The organism is Pseudomonas sp. SORGH_AS_0199 (genome assembly GCF_031453735.1).
GTDB classification, from domain to species: domain Bacteria; phylum Pseudomonadota; class Gammaproteobacteria; order Pseudomonadales; family Pseudomonadaceae; genus Chryseomonas; species Chryseomonas aestiva.
This window is the reverse complement of sequence record NZ_JAVJAE010000001.1, coordinates 2,882,090-2,899,402: the sequence shown is the minus strand read 5'-3', so window position 1 is coordinate 2,899,402 and position 17,313 is coordinate 2,882,090. Positions and strand designations below refer to the sequence as shown.

Here is a 17,313-nt window from a genome sequence, read left to right as displayed (position 1 = left end):
TTATCGAGACCCGGAGATCCCGCATGGCCACCCCGACCCACACCCGTATCCGCATGTTCAACACCAAGGACACCTACCCCAACCAGACCCTGGACAACGACCTCTGCCAGGCCGTGCGCGCCGGCAACACCGTCTATGTCCGTGGTCAGGTCGGCACCGATTTCGACGGCAGGCTGGTCGGGCTGGGTGATCCCCGTGCCCAGGCCGAACAGGCGATGAAGAACGTCAAGCAACTGCTGGAGGAAGCCGGCAGCGACCTCAGCCACATCGTCAAGACCACCACCTACCTGATCGATCCGCGCTATCGCGAGCCGGTGTACCAGGAGGTCGGCAAGTGGCTCAAGGGCGTCTTTCCCATCTCCACCGGCCTGGTGGTCGCGGCCCTGGGCCAGCCCCAGTGGCTGATGGAGATCGACGTCATCGCCGTGATCCCCGACTGAGGCCGCCCTATGACCTTTTCCCTCACCGCCCGCTGCGCCGAGACCGGTCAATTCGGCATCGCCATCAGTTCGTCGAGCATCGCCGTGGGCGCCCGCTGTCCCTGGCTGCAACCCGGGATCGGCGCGGTCAGCTCGCAGAACATCACCCTGCCCGCCCTGGGGCCGCGCACCCTGGAGCGACTGGCTGCGGGACAGGCTCCCAGCGCGGCCCTGGCCGAGAGCCTGGCCGGCGACGGCTACGCCGAGTATCGCCAGGTGACCGTCATCGACGCCCAGGGCCGCAGTGCCCATCACAGCGGTGCCCATACCCTGGGCGTGCACCAGGCGCGCAGCGGCCGGGACTGCGTGGGCGCTGGCAACATGCTGGCGAGCCCCGCGGTGGTGGAGGCGCTGGTGGAGAGCTTCGAAGCCAGCCAGGGCGCTCTTGCCGAGCGCCTGCTGCGGGCCATGCAGGCGGCCATGGCCGCCGGTGGCGAGGCCGGACCGGTGCACTCGGCGGCGCTGCTGGTGGTGGGCGACGCCAGCTGGCCCATCGTCAATCTGCGGGTCGACTGGGCCGAGACGGACCCCATCGGCGAGCTGGCGGCGCTGTGGCGCGCCTATGAACCCCAGTTGCAGGACTATCTCGACCGGGCGGTGCGCCCGGATCTCGCCCCCGGCTACGGCGTCCCGGGAGACGACCGATGAGCGCCAGCGGTGAACTGCTGGCGCGGCTGGTGGCCTTCGACACCACCAGCCGCGAAACTAACCTCGCGCTGATCGACTTTGTCGCCGGCTACCTGGAGGGCTTCGGCGTACCCTACGAGCTGATCCACAACGGCGAAGGCACCAAGGCCAACCTGTTCGCCACCCTGGGGCCGGCGGACGTGCCCGGTATCGTGCTCTCGGGGCATACCGACGTGGTGCCGGTGGACGGCCAGGCCTGGACCCGTCCCCCCTTTGTCCTCAGCGAAAGCGCCGGCAAGCTCTACGGTCGCGGCACCGCCGACATGAAGGGCTTTCTGGCCTGCCTGCTGGCACTGGTGCCCGCGGCCAGCCGTGCGGCCCTGCGCCGCGCGCTGCACCTGGCGCTGTCCTACGACGAGGAAGTCGGCTGCCTCGGCGTGCGCAGCCTGCTCGACCAGCTGGCCCAGCGTCCGGTCAAGCCGCTGCTGTGCCTGATCGGTGAGCCCACGGAGCTGAAACCCGTGCTTGGCCACAAGGGCAAGGTAGCCATGCGCTGCCAGGTGCACGGCGCGGCCTGTCATTCGGCCTATGCGCCCCAGGGCGTCAACGCCGTCGAATACGCCGCGCGCCTGGTCGTGGAACTCGGCCGGCTCGGCGAGGCGCTCAAGACAGCGGAACGCCAGGACCCCCGCTTCGATCCGCCCTTCTCCACGGTGCAGACCGGCCTCATCGGTGGCGGTCAGGCACTGAACATCGTGCCCCAGGACTGCACCTTCGATTTTGAGATCCGCGCCCTGCCCGCCCAGGACCCCTACCAGGTGATCCATCAGCTGCAGGCCCATGCCGAGGCGACCCTGCTGCCGGCCATGCGCGCCATCAGCGGCCAGAGCGCCATCCGCTTCACCGAGCTGTCGAGCTATCCCGGCCTGGATACCGCCGTCGAAAGCGAGGCGGCCGACTGGATCGCGCAGTTCTGCGGCTCCCGCGACTTCGGCACGGTGGCCTTCGGCACCGAAGGGGGTCTGTTCGCGGCGGCCGGCATTCCCACCGTGGTCTGCGGCCCCGGCAGCATGGCCCAGGGGCACAAGCCCGACGAATTCGTCACCCAGGCGCAACTGGACGGCTGCGATGCCATGTTGGGTCGGGTGTTGGCCTTCGCTTGTCGCTAGCCCGATCATTCCATTTTGCGGAATGCTGAACTGACCAGAAAGCCCATTCCCTCGAAAGCGCCCTGATCCCAAGCTGGTAGCACCTATCGGGCCCCTCGGCCCGCTGCCTGCCAGGAGTCGGATCATGAAGCTCTATCACACCCCGCTGTCCGGTCATGCCCATCGCGCCGTGCTCTTCGCCTCGCTGCTGGGGATCGAGGTCGAGCTGATCGACATCGATATTCCGGCCGGCGCCAATCGCACGCCGGAATTCCTCGCCCTCAATCCCTTCGGCCAGGTGCCGGTGCTGGAGGACGCTGGCGTGGTCGTCGCCGACTCCAACGCCATCCTCGTCTACCTGGCGAAAAAACTGGGCCGTACCGATTGGCTACCGGAAGATCCCGCTGGCGCGGCCGCGGTGCAGCGCTGGCTGTCGGTGGCCGCCGGAGAACTGGCCTATGGCCCGGCAGCGGCGCGACTGATCACGGTATTCGGCGCCCGCCTGAATCCGGAAGAAGTCATCGCCCGCGCCCATGTCCTGCTCGAACGCCTGGAGGCGCACCTGACCACGCGCGAGTGGTTGGCTGCCGATCACCCGACCATCGCCGACATTGCCCTCTACAGCTACCTGGCCGGAGCGCCGGAAGGCAATGTGCAGCTGGCGCCCTATACGGCGGTGCGCGCCTTCCTGCAGCGGGTGGAGGCCCTGCCCGGCTTCGTGCCCTTTCCCGAGACCGCGGCCGGCCTCCGGGCCTGATCGCGTCGTCACGCTACTGGAGGCCAAGGCCATGCGCGAGCCCCTACCCATCTGGCACGCCGGGGAAACCTTCATCCAGGAACGGCTGGGCGTTCGTGAACGCCTGGAAGCGCTGGGGCCGCGGGTGATCCGGCCGTTCATGCCCGAGCAGCATCGGCAGTTCTTCGCTCAGCTGCCCTTCGTGGTACTGGGCAGCGTGGATGCCGCGGGCGACGCCTGGGCGACGATCCTGGAAGGCCAGCCGGGCTTTATCGCCTCGCCCACGTCCACCACCCTGGATATCGCCGCCCGCCCTGCCAGCGAGGATCCAGCAGCGCCCGGACTGGGCGCAGACGCGGCCGTGGGCCTCCTGGGCATCGAGTGGCATACCCGCCGCCGCAATCGCATGAACGGCATCCTCAGCCCCACAGCCCAGGGACTGCGCGTGACGGTGGACCAGAGCTTTGGCAACTGCCCGCGCTATATCCAACTGCGTGACCTGAGCTTCGCTCACCAACCGGGCGCCGTCCCGGTCACGCCCGGGGAGCAGCTCGCCAGCCTGGATGCGTCGGCCCGGGCGCTCATTGCCGGCGCCGATGCCTTTTTCGTCGCCTCCTACGCCGACCAGCAGGGCCAGCGACGGGTCGATGTCTCCCACCGCGGCGGCAAGCCGGGCTTTGTCCGGGTAGACGCCGAGGGCTTGCTGACCATTCCCGACTTCAACGGCAATCTGTTCTTCAATACCCTGGGCAATGTCGTCGCCAATGGCCGCGCCGGACTGCTGTTCGCGGACTTGGAGCGCGGCGATCTGCTGCAGCTGAGCGGGACCGCCGAGGTGCTGTTCGACTCGCCCGAGATCGCCGCCTTCGAAGGCGCCGAACGCCTCTGGACCTTTCGCCCCCAACGTATCGTCCGTCGCCGTGGTGCCCTGGCGTTGCGCTGGCAGGCGCAGCCCGGCGGCGAGTCGGACAGCAGTCGGCTGACCGGCAGCTGGGCGGAAGCCAAGCGGCGCCTGCAGGCCAGGGCCCAGGACCGCACCTGGCGTCCGCTGCGCATCACCCGGATCGTCCAGGAGAGCGCCACCATCCGCTCCTTCCACCTCGAATCGGTGGACGGCGCAGCCCTGCCCCCCTACCAGGCCGGTCAATTCCTGCCGATCCGGGTGACACCCGAGACGGGGCAATCTTCCCTGGTGCGAACCTACACCCTGACCTCCCTCCCCGCCGACGGCCATTACCGCATCAGCGTCAAGCGCGACGGCCTGGTCTCGCGGCTGCTGCACGACCAGCTGCGCGAAGGCGACCTGATCGAGGCCCGGGCACCCGCCGGCGACTTCACCCTGGCGGTCTCGGCGGAGCGCCCCCTGGTGTTCCTCGCCGCCGGGATCGGTATCACTCCGTTGCTGGCCATGCTGCGCCAGGCGGTCCATCAGGGTCGGCGGCCAGTCACGCTGTTCTATGGCGCGCGGACCCAGGCGGAACGGGCCTTCGACCGGGAGCTGAGCGAGCTGATGGCCAGGGCTCCGGAAGCGCTACGGGTGATCAGGGTGCTGAGCGATCCCGCGGCTGCCCTCCCCGGGGTGGACTATGACGTCGCCGGGCGCATCGACATGGCACTGCTGGGCCGCCAGCTGCCCTTCGGTGACTATGACTTCTACCTCTGCGGTCCCGCGGCCTTTACCCAGGGCCTCTATGACGGCTTGCGCGGTTTTGGTATCGAGGATGCCCGTATCCATGCCGAAGCCTTCGGTCCGGCCGGCCTGGTGCGCAGCGGTGCGGCGACGGCGGCGACCGTGCGGCCTGCCGCGGCCACCGAGGCCGTCCGGGTGCGCTTCGCGGCGTCCGGCCAGCAAGCGCAGTGGACGCCCGCCTCCGGCAGTCTGCTGGAGCTGGCCGAGGCCCAGGGCCTGGAGCCCGCCTTCAGCTGTCGCGAGGGGCACTGTGGCAGCTGTCGCACGGGGCTGCTCCAGGGCGCGGTCACCTATGCCGAGGAACCCGCCGCGGCGGTCGCCGCCGACCAGGCCCTGCTCTGTTGCGCGCGGCCCGCCTCCGGGTCCGCGCCACTGGAGCTCGATCTCTAGGCTGGCCTGCCTGGCCGGGTCGACTACCATGGGCGTCTTGCCGGGCCGCTCCGGCGCCCTGAGGAAGACCCCGCAGATGGATCGTTGGCAGGCGATGCGCGTATTCGTGAAGGTGGCCGAGACCGAGAGTTTCGCCCGCGCGGCCCGGGATCTGCACCTGAGCGCCCCGGCGGTGACCCGCCTGGTGGCGGGCCTGGAAGCGCTGGTCGGCGCCCGCTTGCTGGTGCGCACTACCCGTTCGGTGAAACCCACCGAGGCCGGCGTTCGCTATCTGCAGGATTGCCGGCGCATCCTCGGCGAGATCGCCGAGGCGGAACTGGCCGCGGCCGGGCACTACGCCAAGCCGGTCGGCACCCTGGCGATCACCGCGCCGCTGCTCCTCGGCCAACTGCACGTATTGCCGCTGGTGCTGGACTACCTCGGGCGTTATCCGGACGTGCGCGCCCGGACCTTCTTCGTCGACAGGCCGGTGAACATCGTCGACGAGGGCATGGACATCGCCCTGCGCATCGGCCAGTTGGCCGACTCCGGCCTCACCGCCATTCAGGTCGGCTGCATGCGGCGGGTGGTCTGCGCCGCGCCCAGCTACCTGGCGACCCGTGGCATCCCGCGGACGCCCGCCGCGCTGCGCGATCACCGCGTCCTGGTGTCCCACAGCGCCTGGTCGTCGCTGGAATGGCGTTTCGCCGGGGGACAACGGGTGGTGGTCGAGCCTTTGCTGCACAGCAACACCAATGCCGCCGCGATCAGCGCGGCCGAGAGCGGTCTGGGCCTCACCCGCGTGCCCCACTATCAGATCGCCCAGGCCCTGGCGGACGGCGTGCTGCAACTGGTACTCGAAGACCACGAAGAGGCGCCGCTGCCGGTCAATCTGATCTATCCCGAGGGCCGCCAGGCACCGGCCAAGGTCCGGGCGTTCATCGACCTGGCGGTAGCGGGATTGCGGAGCAATCCGCTGTTCAACCCGCGTCAGTGACCGAGGATCGCCTTGGTCTCCAGGTATTCCTCCAGGCCGTGGACGCCATATTCGCGCCCGTTGCCGGAGCCCTTGTAGCCGCCGAAGGGTGCGCAGGGGTTCCAGGCCGGATAGTTGAGATGGACCTGCCCGGCACGAAGACGGGCCGCCACCGCGGCGACCTGGTCGGGATCCCGGCCCTGGACGTGGGCACTGAGGCCATAGCGGCTGTCGTTGGCGATGGCGATGGCTTCCTCCACGGAACCGTAGGGAAGCAGGCAGAGCACCGGCCCGAAGATCTCTTCCTGGGCGATGCGCATGCCGGTGGTGACCGCCGAGAAGACCGTGGGCCGCGCATAGAAGCCTACGGGCTGATCCTCCGGGCGGCCCGGTCCGCCGCAGACCAGCCTGGCGCCCTCGGCCAGGCCGCTCTCGATCAGTTCCTGCACCCGGGCGAACTGGGCGCCATTGGCCAGGGGACCATGGGTCGTCGCGGGCGCCAGGGGATCACCGACCACGAGGCTGGCCACGGTGGCCGCCGCCAGGCGCTCCACCTCCGCCAACTGGGCCTGGGGCACCAGCATCCGCGTCGGCGCGCTGCAGGACTGGCCGCTGTTGCGGAAGGCCGCCAGCACGCCCTTGGCCACGGCCGTCTCGAGGTCGGCGTCGGGTAGCAGCAGGTTCGGCGACTTGCCACCCAGCTCCTGGGTCACTCGCTTCACGGTGGCGGCGGCGGCCCGGGCCACCTGCACCCCGGCGCGATTGGAGCCAGTGATGGAAATCATGTCGACCTCGGGATGCTCGGCCAGCGCGGCGCCGACGGTGGGGCCGTCACCGTTGATCAGGTTGAACACCCCGGCCGGTATCCCCGCGTCATGGACCGCCTGGGCGAACAGCAAGGCGCTCAATGGCGCCAGTTCGCTGGGCTTGAGCACTACCGTGCAGCCAGCGGCCAGCGCCGGCGCGACCTTGGCGGTGATCTGGTACAGCGGCCAGTTCCAGGGGGTGATGAGGGCGCAGACGCCGATGGCCTCGCGGCGGATGCGCAGCGTACCCTCGCTGCGCTCGAAGGCGTAGTCGAGCGCGACCTCGCGCGCGACGCGCAGATGTTCCAGGGCCAGGCGCACCTGCAGGGCGCGCGCCGCGGCCAGGGGCGCGCCCATCTCCCGGGAGATGACCTGGGCGAAGCTTTCGCTGCGCTGCGTCAGCAGGCCATGGAGTCGCTCCAGCAGCCGGGCCCGGGCGGCCGGGGTACGACCGGACCAGTCGCTGAAGGCCGCGCGGGCGGCCTGTACGGCCCGATCCACCTCGGCGGCGCTGCCCAGGGCCACGTCGGCCAGGGGACGTTCATTCGCCGGGTTGATCACCCTGACCCGTTCCGGGCCAGCGGCGGGCACCCAGCGACCGTCGAGATAGAAGTGGCTGGTGGTCCGGGAATCGAGCAGGTCGTGCAGCGTGGCGTCCAGCATGGCGGTGTCTCCTGAAGATTGAACGCGACTCAGCCCAGCGCCTGGGTCACCAGGGCGAAGGATCGGACACTCCCCGACGCTCGTGGCGGCGTGCCTCTGGCCATGCGCGGGGCGCGATCCACGCAGGCCAGGCCGGCGGCTACCAGCCAGTCGGCCAGGCCGCAAGCGGCGAGGATGTCGATGCGCACGAATTCACCCTGGGTCGCCTCCAGCAGCGGTGCGATCAGGGCCTTGGCCGCCTCGGCATCCGGCGCTACCACAGGGCCTATCACCAGGCCCCGGCCGAAGTGTCTGAGCAGGGCCAGCCCCTGCAATTCACCCGCCCGCTCCAGCCCCAGCACCTGCAACGCCTCGGGCAGCAGCTCATCCAGCAGCCGAGTACGCTGCAGACCGCTGGCGGCGTTGGCCAGGGCGATTGCCTGCGGATAGTCGGCCGGCGCCAGGCGGCGGCAGCGCGACTCGGCGAGCACCGGCGCGGCGGGCGCACTGGCCAGGCAGCCCTGGTGCTGCTGGATATGGTCGAAGGTCGCGAAACCCAGGCTGGCGTACAGCGGGGCGCCCGCCTCGGTGGCATTGAGGATGGGCGTGCGCGGCGCCGTGGCGTCCAGGCACAGCTGCATCAAGCGCCGGCCGATCCCCTTGCCCTGCTGCTCATCGCTGACGATCACCAGGCCGATGGACGAAAAGTCGCCCTGGTGGCAGGCGAAGGCGATGCCCACCAGTTGCCCCTCGTGTTCGGCGACGAACCCGTCGGCGGTGCGCTGGACCAGGGCCCAATCGGCTTCCCGATGCGGCCAGCGCAGCCGTTGCGACAGCGCATGGGCGGCCGGCAGGTCCCGGGCGGTGGCGGGGCGATAGCTGTAGGTCGAGGCGTTCATGAGCTCTCCTGGTGGGATGTCCGGGATCAGCAGGCGCGGGCCAGCGCCTCGATCTCGACGAGATAACCATGGTGCAGGTGCGGCACGGGCAGCACCGCCCGCGCCGGGCGATGGTCGCCCAGGTACCCGACATAGAGGCGGTCGAAGGTGGGCCAATGCTCGACACCCACCACATAGACGGTCACCTTGAGCAGATCCTGCGGCCCACGCCCGGCGGCGGTCAGGATGGCGCAGAGGTTGTCCAGGGCGATGCACGCCTGATCGGCGAAGCTCGCCGCCATGCTGTGACTGCCATCGGGCCGCACCGGCAGTTGCCCGGAGACATACAGCAGCCCCTGGTAGGCCACCGCCTGGCTGTAATGCCCACCAGGTGGCGCGGCGGTGGCGGTCTGGATGAATTCGGGATCAACGGCCATGCAGGCGACTCCAGGCAGTGAGGGCGCCGGTGGCGTCCACGGCGTGATAGTGATCGAACTGGCCACCGGTGGCGCAGGCATGATTGGGCAGGACCCGCAGGCGACTGCCCACGGGGAAGCGCTGCTCCAGATCGACGGGCGCCCCTCCCGCGAAGCTGATCATGCCGTGCTCCTGATTGGCGCCGGACAGGAGCGCGCCTTCGAGCCAGGTCCCGTCCAGGTCACAGACCTGGCCGTAACCGAAATCGCGTTGCTGCCGCTGGGTGCCGCGGTCGCGACTCAGCGCCATCCAGCCGGCGTCCACTAGCACCCAGCCCTTTTCCGGCTGGTGGCCGATCACCGTGGTGAGGACACTCAGCGCCAGGTCGTCGGCGCGACAGATGCCGACGTTGAGCATCACCAGGTCCTGGAAGACATAGACCCCGGCGCGCACCTCGGTGACGCCGGTCAGGTCCAGGGCCGACAGCGCCGTGGGTGTCGAGCCGATACTCACCTGCGGACAGGCGAAGCCCTGGGCCCGCAGCCGCTCGGCGGCCGCCACGCAGAGAGCGCGCTCCTGCTCGGCCAGCGCCTGCAAGGCCGCGGTCTCGTGCAACTCGTAGCCGGAGCCGGCGTGGGTGAGCACGCCCACGAGAGTCATGCCGCCGGCCCGCAGCACCTCGGCGACCTGCAGTAGTTTGGGATCGTCCGGCTGCAGGCCGGCGCGATGACCGTCGCAGTCGATCTCCAGCCAGACGTCGAAGGCTTCGGCATGGCGCTGTCCGGCTTCGACGATGGCGCGCGCCCCCGCCAGGCTGTCGGTGAGAATGCCGAGCCGGCAGCCCCGCCGCCGCAGCGCCCGCACCTGCTCCAGCCGCGCCGGGGCGATGGCCACGGCATAGAGCACGTCAGTGATGCCCAGGGCGAAGCAGGCCTCGGCCTCCTGCAGCGTGGAAACGGTCACGCCCTCGGCGCCCGCGTCCAGTTGCCGGCGCATCACCGCCTCGCTCTTGCTGGTCTTCACGTGGGGCCGCAGGCGTACGCCGAGGGCGTCCATGCGTGCTTGCATGAGCTGGATGTTGCGGGTCATCCGCGTCTCGTCGATGAGCGCGGCGGGGGTGTCGAGGGTGAGCAGGGACGGGGTCATGGCAGGGACTCGACCAATGGGCGTTGGCTCGACTGTACCCAGCCAGCCTGAACCTGTGCTTCAATTCAATTGACTCATTCCTTCAGCTCAGATTAATGATCGCCATCGAAGACCTGCGCCTGATGGTGCTGCTGGCCCGTTCCGATTCCTTGAGCGCGGCGGCGCGCGCCCTGAACGTCTCGCCGCCCGCCCTCTCCACTCGGCTGCGCAGGCTGGAGGCGCGGCTCGGCGTGGCCCTGGCCAATCGCGATGCTCGGCGGCTGAGCCTCACCCCCGATGGCGAACGCCTGGCCCAGGAATGCGCCGAGCTGCTCGAACGCCTGGACGCCCTGCCCGAGGCGTTCGCCCGCCACGACCAGCCATTGGTGGGTACCCTGCGCCTGGCGGCACCCTTCGGCTATGGTCGCCAGCGCATCGCTCCGCTGCTGGCCCGCTTCGCCAGCCTGCATCCAGGCGTGCGCCTGCAACTGGACCTGCGCGAGACGCCCTGGCCCGATCGACACGACAGCGACGCGGTCATCCATATCGGCGCTATCGAGGACAGCTCCTGGATCGCCAAGCCCCTGGCGCACAACGAGCGCTGGCTATGCGCCAGCCCCGCCTACCTGGCCGAGCACGGCGTGCCCCGGGAGCCGCAGGACCTGCTGCGGCACCGTTGCATCTGCATCCGCGAGAACGACGAGGACGTGACGCTCTGGCAGCTCCGCCACGCTGAGGAGCGCCGGACACTGCGCATCGAACCTGCGCTGCTGACCAACGACGGCAGCGTGGCCCGACGCTGGGCGGAACAGGGCCAGGGCATCGTGCTGCGCTCCGAATGGGACGTGGCCGACGCCATCGCCCGCGGCGCGCTGGTCCGGTTGCTGCCGGACTGGCGTTTCGATCGTGCGCCCATCACCCTGCTGGTCCCCGCGCGAAAGCAGCGCAGCGCCCGGCTCCAGGCGCTGGCGCGCTTTCTCGACCGGGCGGTGAAGGGGTTGGAGGCGGACACCGACGCGCAATAAAGGCAGCGCCCGAGGGCCGCCGCAGAAACTGCGGCGAGGCGGTGAGGAACACCGCGGGCAGCGCTCAGGCACCCTGCATTTCGGCATTCGCCACCGTGGCCGCTCCCTAGACTCAGGGACTGACCTGCCACTGGGAGCGCCACCATGCCACTGCACCCCGATCTGCGAGACCCACGCCTGTTCAAGGAATCCGCCTATGTCGACGGTCGCTGGATAGCCGCCGACAACGGCGCCACCTTCGCCGTGGAAAATCCTGCCACCGGCGCCGTCATCGCCCAGGTGGCGGCACTGGAGGCGACGGAAACCGCCCGCGCCATCGCCGCCGCGGAAGCGGCCTGGCCGGCCTGGCGCGAGCGTCCGGCAGCCGAGCGCGCGGTCCTGCTGGAGCGCTGGCACGCGCTGATGCTGGAGCATCAGGAAGACCTGGCCCTGCTGATGACCCTGGAACAGGGCAAGCCCCTGGCCGAGGCGCGCGGCGAGATCGCCTATGGCGCCAGCTTCGTCAAATGGTTCGCCGAGGAAGCCCGGCGCAGCTTTGGCGACATCCTGCCCGCCCCCGCCCGGGATCGCCGGGTGCTGGTGCTGCGGCAACCGGTGGGGGTCGCCGCCGCCATCACCCCCTGGAATTTCCCCAACGCCATGATCACCCGCAAGGCCGCGCCGGCGCTGGCCGCCGGTTGCCCGGTGGTGATCAAGCCCTCGGACCTCACCCCGCTGTCGGCCCTGGCGCTGGCCGAACTGGCCGAGCGCGCCGGCTTTCCGCCCGGCGTATTCAACGTGCTCACCGGGATGCCCGCCGGCATCGGCGGCGAACTGACCGGCAACCCCGCGGTGCGCAAGCTGTCCTTTACCGGCTCCACGCGCATCGGTCAGCTGCTGCTGGCCCAGTGCGCGGCCACGGTGAAGCGCACCAGCATGGAACTGGGCGGCAATGCGCCCTTCATCGTCTTCGACGACGCCGATCTGGACCTGGCCATCGCCGGGGTGCTGCAGAGCAAATTCCGCAACGCCGGCCAGACCTGCGTCTGCGCCAACCGCATTCTGGTGCAGGACGGCATCCACGACCGCTTTGCCGAGCGGCTGGCCGCCGAGGTGGCCAAATTCAAGGTGGGCAACGGCCTGGAGGCCGGCGTGACCTTGGGTCCGCTGATCAATCGCCTGGCGGTGGACAAGGTGGCGCGCCATGTCGACGACGCCCTGACGCAGGGCGCCAAGGCACTGTTCGGCGGACCGCCCAGCGGCCGCGACCAGTTCGTCGCCCCCACGGTCCTGACCGGCGCCACGGCGGACATGCTGCTGGCCCGCGAGGAGACCTTCGGCCCGGTGGCACCGCTGTTCCGCTTCCGCGACGAAGCCGAGGCCCTGGCGCTGGCCAATGCCACGCCCTACGGCCTGGGCGCCTACTACTACACCCAGGACCTGCGCCGCGCCTGGCGCGTCGGCGAACAGCTGGAATTCGGCATGGTGGCCCTCAACACCGGCACCCTGTCGATGGAGGTCGCCCCCTTTGGCGGCGTGAAGCAATCCGGCCTGGGCCGCGAGGGCTCGCACCTGGGGCTGGACGAGTACCTGGAGGTCAAGGCCTGGCACCTCGGCGGCCTCGCCTAGGCTTAGCTGAAAACTGCCTGCGCTCGGCCATGCTGCGTTGAAAATCAGCTGGGTCGCCAGTCCGATCGGGATGCTCATTTACCACTCGTAAACTCCGCTTCCTCACTGATTTTCGCCTTGCCTGACCTTCCCTCGGCAACTTTTCAGAAAAGCCTATGAACGCTTTTGGCGGCAGGCAACCGAAAATGCCGCCGCCCCCAAGCAAAACAGCCGATCACGATGCCGGGGCTGGCAACTTCAGCGTTACCGACCCTGCGGCCTGCGTAGGCTGGAACTCTCGCCCCTGCCTGGAGTATCGCTGCATGAATTCCGCTGCCAAAGCCACCGACCGCCTGCTGGGTCTTCGCGAACAAGGCGTGCCCCGCGGCATCATCACCGCCCATCCCGTCGTGGTGGCCCGCGCCCGGGGCAGCGAAGTCTGGGACGTGGACGGGCGTCGCTACCTCGATTTCGTCGGCGGCATCGGCGTGCTCAACGTTGGTCACAACCATCCACGGGTGGTGGAGGCCGTACGCCGCCAGGTCGGAGAGATCTCCCACGCCAGCTTCCAGGTGATGGCCTACGAGCCCTACCTGGAGCTGGCCAGCCGTCTCAATACCCTCATCGGCGACGGCGAAGCCTACAAGACGCTGCTGCTGACCTCCGGCGCCGAAGCCGTGGAGAACGCCATCAAGATCGCCCGCGCCCACACCCGGCGCCCCGGGGTGATCGCCTTTCGCGGCGGCTTCCATGGCCGCACCCTGCTCGGCGTGACCCTCACCGGCTTCGCCCAGCCCTACAAGCAGAACTTCGGCCCCTTCCCCGGCGACATCTACCACGCGCCCTACCCCGATCCCTTCCGCGGGGTGGATAGCCAGCAGGCCCTGGCCGGCTTGCGCGAAGTTTTCGCCACCCAGGTCGCGCCCGACCAGGTGGCTGCCCTCCTGATCGAACCGGTGCAGGGCGACGGCGGCTTCCGCCCGGCGCCGGTGGAATTCCTCCAGGCGCTACGCGCCCTCTGCGACCAGTACGGCATCGTGCTGATCGCCGACGAGATCCAGACCGGTTTCGGCCGGACCGGCAGCCTCTTCGCCTTCCAGCAGACCGGCGTCCAGCCCGACCTGGTGACGGTGGCCAAGAGCCTGGCCGGTGGCCTGCCGCTCTCCGGGGTGGTCGGTCGCGCCGCCATCATGGATGCGCCCCTGCCCGGCGGCCTCGGCGGTACCTACGGCGGCAACGCCCTGGCCTGCGCCGCGGCCCTGGCGGTGCTGGACGTGTTCGCGGAAGAGGATCTGGTGGCCCGTGGCGTCGCCCTCGGCGAGCAGCTGCGCAACGGTCTGCTCGAGCTGCAGCGGCGGCATCCACGCATCGGCGAGGTGCGCGGCCGCGGCTTCATGCTGGCGGTGGAAATGGTCGGCGCCGATGGCCAAAGCCCGGACGCCGCCCTCGCCCAGCAGGTCATCGACGGCGCCCGCCAGGCGGGCCTGCTGGTGATCAAGTGCGGTGTCGAACGCAACGTCATCCGCTTCCTGGCACCGCTGGTGACCACCGAGGCACAACTGGCCGAAGCCTTGCACATGTTCGGCCAAGCCCTCGCCCAGGCCGGTGCCTGAGGTCGAACGTAACGCCGCCTGACATCGGCAGAGCGGCGCCAAGGGGAAACCGACCATGAGAATCACGCGTTACCAGGCCATAGGCTTTTCCTGCTACGGCACCCTCGTCGACCGCGAAGGGGGCATCCTCGAAGCCCTGCGCCCCCTTGTGGCGCAGGCGGGCCTCAGCACCCATCCCGACTGGCTGCTCGGCAGCTATCACCGCCTGGCCCGCGAGCTGCGCCAGGCCACGCCCAACGCCAGCCAGACCAGCCTGCACCTGCGTATCCACCAGCGTCTGGCGCAAGAGTTGCAGCAGGAAGACGATCTGGATGCCAGCGTGGCCTTTGGAAACGCCACGACGTGCTGGCCGGTGTTCGAGGATGCGCCGGGCGCGCTGCAGTACCTGAGCAAGTTCTATCGATTGGTGTTGCTGGCCTCGCCCGATGACGGCGAGGCCGCGGCGGTCACGGCACGCTTGCCCGAGGTGTTCGCCGCCGTGATCCCCAACCGCGGCGGCGATCTGCGCCTGGCGCTGGACAACACCCTGGAAGAGCTTGGCCTGGCGCGCGGGGATCTGCTGCCGGTAAGGGGCAGCGAACCGGACGACCCCTGGAACCCCCTGGTGGATTTTCCGCTGTGTACCTTGCGCCGTGATCGCTCGCGGCCCTGGAACCTTTCACGGCAGGCCCTGGATGGCACGCGGTGCGAGTACGCGAGTCTCGCCGACCTGGTGCATGCGCATCAGACCGCCCTGCGTGCCTAGCCTGACGTTCACGACTGCGAGGAACGACGATGGACGCCGCAACAAAACTGGACCGCATCGACATCAACATCCTGGTGCAACTGCAGAAGGATGGCCGGATGACCAATGTCAGTCTCGCCGAAGCCGTGGGCCTCTCGCCCAGCCCCTGCCTGCAGCGCGTCAAGCGCCTGGAGGCGGCCGGCTACATCAGCGGCTACGAAGCCCACGTCAACCTCGCCAAGATCGCCAACTCGGTGACGGTCTTCACCGAGGTCACCCTTTCCGACCACAAGCGCGCCGACTTCGTGAAGTTCGAATCCTTCATCCGCGGGGTCGACGAGATCCTCGAATGTCACCTCATCAGCGGCGGGTACGACTACCTGCTGCGGTTCATGTGCAGCAGCATCGGCCACTACCAGGAGCTGATGGAATCCATCCTCGACCGCAACGTCGGCATCGAGAAGTACTTCAGCTACATCGTCATCAAGTCGCCGGTGGTCAAGAACGCCCTGCCGCTACGCAGCCTGATCAAGGCCGGCTGACCACCCTCGCCGCGACGCTCCACCAGCATCCCGCTGCCGGAGCGTCCTCTTCTCAGCGCAGGATGCAATACAGCTTGCGCACGCTCTCCCGGCTGTCCCAGGCCATCGGTGTATTCGCCGGTATCAGCACCGCCTCGCCCGCCTTGACGGTGCAGGCCGCTTCTCCTTCGACCTCAAGGGTCACGGCGCCGGCATAAAGCAGCATCAGCTCGCAGTGGGGATTGCTCACCGCCTTGCGCGTATAGGCCGTGCATTCCCACATCCCGATCCGCAGGGCGCCGCCACCGCTTTCGAACAGATCGCAGCCAGTGGCCGTGGGCTCGGGGCTGAGCAGGACGCTGGCCGCCGGCGGCGGCGAGGGCTCGCGCGGGGCCGCGGGATCCAGCAGCACGGGTCCCTGGGGCATGGGCCCCTCGCTGGCCCGGCCGGGAAAGGCCATGAACAGGCGCCGCAACTCGCCGCCGTGACGCCAGCGGCATGTGAGGCCTCGCGGCAGGATGAAGGCATCGCCGGCCTCCAGCTGCAGGACCTTTCCGTCCCATTCCAGCTGCAGCGCTCCGGCCTCGATGAGGCTGACTTCCACCCAGGGGTAGTCGTCCAGCTGGCAGTCGGCGGAGTGAGCGACGGCGCTGCCCATCACATAGCCCAGGCGGCTATCGTGCAGGTGCAGTTCCCGGCCAGCGGCCAGGGGATCATCGTGCAGGGGTTGCAGCGCGCGCGGCAACTGGCGGTCATTGGGCGGTTGGCAGTAGTGCAACAGGGGCATGGCGAATCCTCACGACCAGAGGCGCGGCGGGCATGCCGCGGACAGGGTCAGTATCGACCGCCACGACGGCCGGGATATGGCGTTTCCGTCGCGACGCAGCACAGAAGCTGCCGTTTTTCCCAGATGCGGCGCAGTTTCCGCCGCACCACCGATCATGACGGCGACGCCTGGGATTTCAGGACAAACTACCGCCCCCTTGCGCCATCCTTGAGCTTTGCCGGAGACCTTTCCATGACGCTGCTCTACAAGGCCGATCCTGAACGCGGCCAGGCCTGGCGCCGCCTGTTCCAGGAACGCGCGCCCGATATCGAATTTCGCCAGTGGCCAGAGGTGGGCAACGCCGACGAGGTCCGCTACCTGGCCTGCTGGCAACCACCAGAAGACCTCGCCAGCCGCTTTCCCAACCTGGAGGTGTTGTTCGCCACCTCGGCCGGGGTCGATCAGTTCGACCTGAGCCTGCTGCCTGCCGACCTGCCGGTGGTGCGCATGCTGGACCCCGGCATCGTCGCCGGCATGGTCGAGTACGCCACCCTCATGGTCCTGGCCCTGCATCGCCAGTTGCCGCGCTACCTCGACCAGCAGGCCGCAGGACGCTGGCAGGAGCATGCCCTGGTGACGGCGGAGCACCGACGCGTGGGGGTGCTGGGTCTCGGCCAGATCGGCCAGGCAGTGCTGGAGCGGCTCGCCACCTTTGGTTTCCAGCTCTCGGGCTGGTCACGATCGCCCCATGAGCTGCCAGGGGTACGCTGTCATGCCGGCCCCGATCAGCTGCCCGCCTTTCTCGCCGACTGCGAGATTCTCATCTGTTTGCTGCCGCTGACCCGGGAGACGCGTGGAATTCTCGATGCCGAACTGTTCGCCGCCCTGCCTCGTGGCGCCAGCCTGATCAACCTGGGACGTGGCGCCCAGCTGGTGGAGGCCGATCTGCTGGCGGCCCTGGACAGCGGTCAGCTGAGCCAGGCGATACTGGATGTGGTGGAACCAGAACCGCCCACGGCCGACCATCCCTTCTGGCAGCACCCGCGTATCTGGCTGACACCCCACGTGGGCGCCATGACGGTGCCGGAAACAGCCTTCACGGTCTTGCTGGAGAACATCCGCCGCCACCAGCGCGGTGAGCCGATGCAGGGTTTGGTGGATCGGCAGCGGGGGTATTAGCCGAG

Annotated in this window: 17 protein-coding genes; 12 read left to right on the top strand and 5 right to left on the bottom strand. The window is 69.1% G+C overall.

Going from position 1 to position 17,313, the window contains the following annotated elements:
* Positions 1 to 23: 23 nt before the first annotated feature.
* The 6 genes from QE444_RS13645 to QE444_RS13620 all read left to right on the top strand — a co-directional run bounded on the left by QE444_RS13645 (position 24) and on the right by QE444_RS13620 (position 6,046).
* Positions 24 to 440, top strand: coding sequence for a RidA family protein (locus QE444_RS13645; protein ID WP_133861749.1), 417 nt, complete (start codon positions 24 to 26; stop codon positions 438 to 440).
* A 9-nt stretch (positions 441 to 449) separates the two neighbouring features.
* Positions 450 to 1,127, top strand: coding sequence for a DUF1028 domain-containing protein (locus QE444_RS13640; protein ID WP_187979236.1), 678 nt, complete (start codon positions 450 to 452; stop codon positions 1,125 to 1,127).
* Complete coding sequence (gene argE, locus QE444_RS13635) at positions 1,124 to 2,275, top strand: acetylornithine deacetylase (protein ID WP_309739118.1); 1,152 nt, start codon at positions 1,124 to 1,126, stop codon at positions 2,273 to 2,275. Before QE444_RS13640 ends, argE begins: the two co-directional genes overlap by 4 nt.
* A gap of 124 nt (positions 2,276 to 2,399) precedes the next feature.
* Positions 2,400 to 3,011, top strand: coding sequence for a glutathione S-transferase (locus tag QE444_RS13630; RefSeq protein WP_309739116.1), 612 nt, complete (start codon positions 2,400 to 2,402; stop codon positions 3,009 to 3,011).
* Between the two features lie 31 nt (positions 3,012 to 3,042).
* Positions 3,043 to 5,070 carry a pyridoxamine 5'-phosphate oxidase family protein gene (locus QE444_RS13625; protein ID WP_309739113.1) on the top strand — a complete coding sequence of 676 codons (2,028 nt, stop codon included), beginning with the start codon at positions 3,043 to 3,045 and terminating at the stop codon, positions 5,068 to 5,070.
* A gap of 76 nt (positions 5,071 to 5,146) precedes the next feature.
* Entirely contained in the window at positions 5,147 to 6,046 is a 900-nt protein-coding gene (locus QE444_RS13620; protein ID WP_309739112.1) for a LysR family transcriptional regulator, read from the top strand.
* Here the strand turns inward: QE444_RS13620 and QE444_RS13615 are convergent.
* From QE444_RS13615 to QE444_RS13600, 4 genes are read right to left on the bottom strand one after another with little or no spacing between them, the layout of a single operon-like run.
* Positions 6,040 to 7,494, bottom strand: a complete 1,455-nt coding sequence (locus QE444_RS13615; protein ID WP_309739111.1) for an aldehyde dehydrogenase family protein — start codon at positions 7,492 to 7,494, stop codon at positions 6,040 to 6,042. The two genes, QE444_RS13620 and QE444_RS13615, sit on opposite strands and share 7 nt — an antisense overlap.
* Before the next feature lie 29 nt (positions 7,495 to 7,523).
* Positions 7,524 to 8,372, bottom strand: coding sequence for a GNAT family N-acetyltransferase (locus tag QE444_RS13610; protein WP_187979231.1), 849 nt, complete (start codon positions 8,370 to 8,372; stop codon positions 7,524 to 7,526).
* A 26-nt stretch (positions 8,373 to 8,398) separates the two neighbouring features.
* Positions 8,399 to 8,788 carry a RidA family protein gene (locus tag QE444_RS13605; protein ID WP_309739108.1) on the bottom strand — a complete coding sequence of 130 codons (390 nt, stop codon included), beginning with the start codon at positions 8,786 to 8,788 and terminating at the stop codon, positions 8,399 to 8,401.
* Complete coding sequence (locus QE444_RS13600) at positions 8,778 to 9,914, bottom strand: alanine racemase (protein WP_309739106.1); 1,137 nt, start codon at positions 9,912 to 9,914, stop codon at positions 8,778 to 8,780. Before QE444_RS13600 ends, QE444_RS13605 begins: the two co-directional genes overlap by 11 nt.
* Before the next feature lie 95 nt (positions 9,915 to 10,009).
* Here QE444_RS13600 and QE444_RS13595 point away from each other — a divergent pair, with 95 nt between their 5' ends.
* The 5 genes from QE444_RS13595 (at position 10,010) to QE444_RS13575 (ending at position 15,384) form a co-directional block, all read left to right on the top strand.
* A complete protein-coding gene (locus QE444_RS13595) occupies positions 10,010 to 10,918 on the top strand; it encodes a LysR family transcriptional regulator (RefSeq protein WP_309739104.1) in 909 nt (302 codons plus the stop codon).
* Positions 10,919 to 11,062: 144 nt separating this feature from the next.
* Positions 11,063 to 12,526 (top strand): NAD-dependent succinate-semialdehyde dehydrogenase, encoded by a 1,464-nt coding sequence (locus QE444_RS13590; RefSeq protein ID WP_309739102.1) that lies wholly within the window; start codon positions 11,063 to 11,065, stop codon positions 12,524 to 12,526.
* Between the two features lie 302 nt (positions 12,527 to 12,828).
* The gene (gene gabT / locus QE444_RS13585) at positions 12,829 to 14,118 is read left to right on the top strand and encodes a 4-aminobutyrate--2-oxoglutarate transaminase (protein ID WP_309739100.1); all 1,290 of its coding nucleotides are present in this window, start codon (positions 12,829 to 12,831) and stop codon (positions 14,116 to 14,118) included.
* A 55-nt stretch (positions 14,119 to 14,173) separates the two neighbouring features.
* Positions 14,174 to 14,863 (top strand): hypothetical protein, encoded by a 690-nt coding sequence (locus QE444_RS13580; RefSeq protein WP_187979226.1) that lies wholly within the window; start codon positions 14,174 to 14,176, stop codon positions 14,861 to 14,863.
* Positions 14,864 to 14,892: 29 nt separating this feature from the next.
* Positions 14,893 to 15,384 carry an Lrp/AsnC family transcriptional regulator gene (locus QE444_RS13575; RefSeq protein ID WP_007161776.1) on the top strand — a complete coding sequence of 164 codons (492 nt, stop codon included), beginning with the start codon at positions 14,893 to 14,895 and terminating at the stop codon, positions 15,382 to 15,384.
* A 52-nt stretch (positions 15,385 to 15,436) separates the two neighbouring features.
* Here QE444_RS13575 and QE444_RS13570 read toward each other — a convergent pair whose 3' ends face one another.
* Complete coding sequence (locus QE444_RS13570) at positions 15,437 to 16,150, bottom strand: cupin domain-containing protein (RefSeq protein ID WP_309739089.1); 714 nt, start codon at positions 16,148 to 16,150, stop codon at positions 15,437 to 15,439.
* Positions 16,151 to 16,381: 231 nt separating this feature from the next.
* On the opposite strand from QE444_RS13570, the gene QE444_RS13565 reads away from it, so the two are divergent.
* Complete coding sequence (locus QE444_RS13565) at positions 16,382 to 17,308, top strand: glyoxylate/hydroxypyruvate reductase A (protein ID WP_309739086.1); 927 nt, start codon at positions 16,382 to 16,384, stop codon at positions 17,306 to 17,308.
* Positions 17,309 to 17,313: the final 5 nt, after the last annotated feature.

Excerpts from the sequence above, each read along its gene's own strand:
- QE444_RS13580 (WP_187979226.1), top strand. The coding sequence starts at position 14,174 with ATGAGAATCACGCGTTACCAGGCCATAGGCTTTTCCTGCTACGGCACC.
- QE444_RS13570 (WP_309739089.1), bottom strand. The coding sequence starts at position 16,150 with ATGCCCCTGTTGCACTACTGCCAACCGCCCAATGACCGCCAGTTGCCG.
- QE444_RS13645 (WP_133861749.1), top strand. The coding sequence starts at position 24 with ATGGCCACCCCGACCCACACCCGTATCCGCATGTTCAACACCAAGGAC.
- QE444_RS13590 (WP_309739102.1), top strand. The coding sequence starts at position 11,063 with ATGCCACTGCACCCCGATCTGCGAGACCCACGCCTGTTCAAGGAATCC.
- QE444_RS13625 (WP_309739113.1), top strand. The coding sequence starts at position 3,043 with ATGCGCGAGCCCCTACCCATCTGGCACGCCGGGGAAACCTTCATCCAG.
- gabT (WP_309739100.1), top strand. The coding sequence starts at position 12,829 with ATGAATTCCGCTGCCAAAGCCACCGACCGCCTGCTGGGTCTTCGCGAA.
- QE444_RS13565 (WP_309739086.1), top strand. The coding sequence starts at position 16,382 with ATGACGCTGCTCTACAAGGCCGATCCTGAACGCGGCCAGGCCTGGCGC.
- QE444_RS13630 (WP_309739116.1), top strand. The coding sequence starts at position 2,400 with ATGAAGCTCTATCACACCCCGCTGTCCGGTCATGCCCATCGCGCCGTG.
- QE444_RS13605 (WP_309739108.1), bottom strand. The coding sequence starts at position 8,788 with ATGGCCGTTGATCCCGAATTCATCCAGACCGCCACCGCCGCGCCACCT.
- QE444_RS13615 (WP_309739111.1), bottom strand. The coding sequence starts at position 7,494 with ATGCTGGACGCCACGCTGCACGACCTGCTCGATTCCCGGACCACCAGC.
- argE (WP_309739118.1), top strand. The coding sequence starts at position 1,124 with ATGAGCGCCAGCGGTGAACTGCTGGCGCGGCTGGTGGCCTTCGACACC.
- QE444_RS13620 (WP_309739112.1), top strand. The coding sequence starts at position 5,147 with ATGGATCGTTGGCAGGCGATGCGCGTATTCGTGAAGGTGGCCGAGACC.
- QE444_RS13575 (WP_007161776.1), top strand. The coding sequence starts at position 14,893 with ATGGACGCCGCAACAAAACTGGACCGCATCGACATCAACATCCTGGTG.
- QE444_RS13600 (WP_309739106.1), bottom strand. The coding sequence starts at position 9,914 with ATGACCCCGTCCCTGCTCACCCTCGACACCCCCGCCGCGCTCATCGAC.
- QE444_RS13595 (WP_309739104.1), top strand. The coding sequence starts at position 10,010 with ATGATCGCCATCGAAGACCTGCGCCTGATGGTGCTGCTGGCCCGTTCC.
- QE444_RS13640 (WP_187979236.1), top strand. The coding sequence starts at position 450 with ATGACCTTTTCCCTCACCGCCCGCTGCGCCGAGACCGGTCAATTCGGC.
- QE444_RS13610 (WP_187979231.1), bottom strand. The coding sequence starts at position 8,372 with ATGAACGCCTCGACCTACAGCTATCGCCCCGCCACCGCCCGGGACCTG.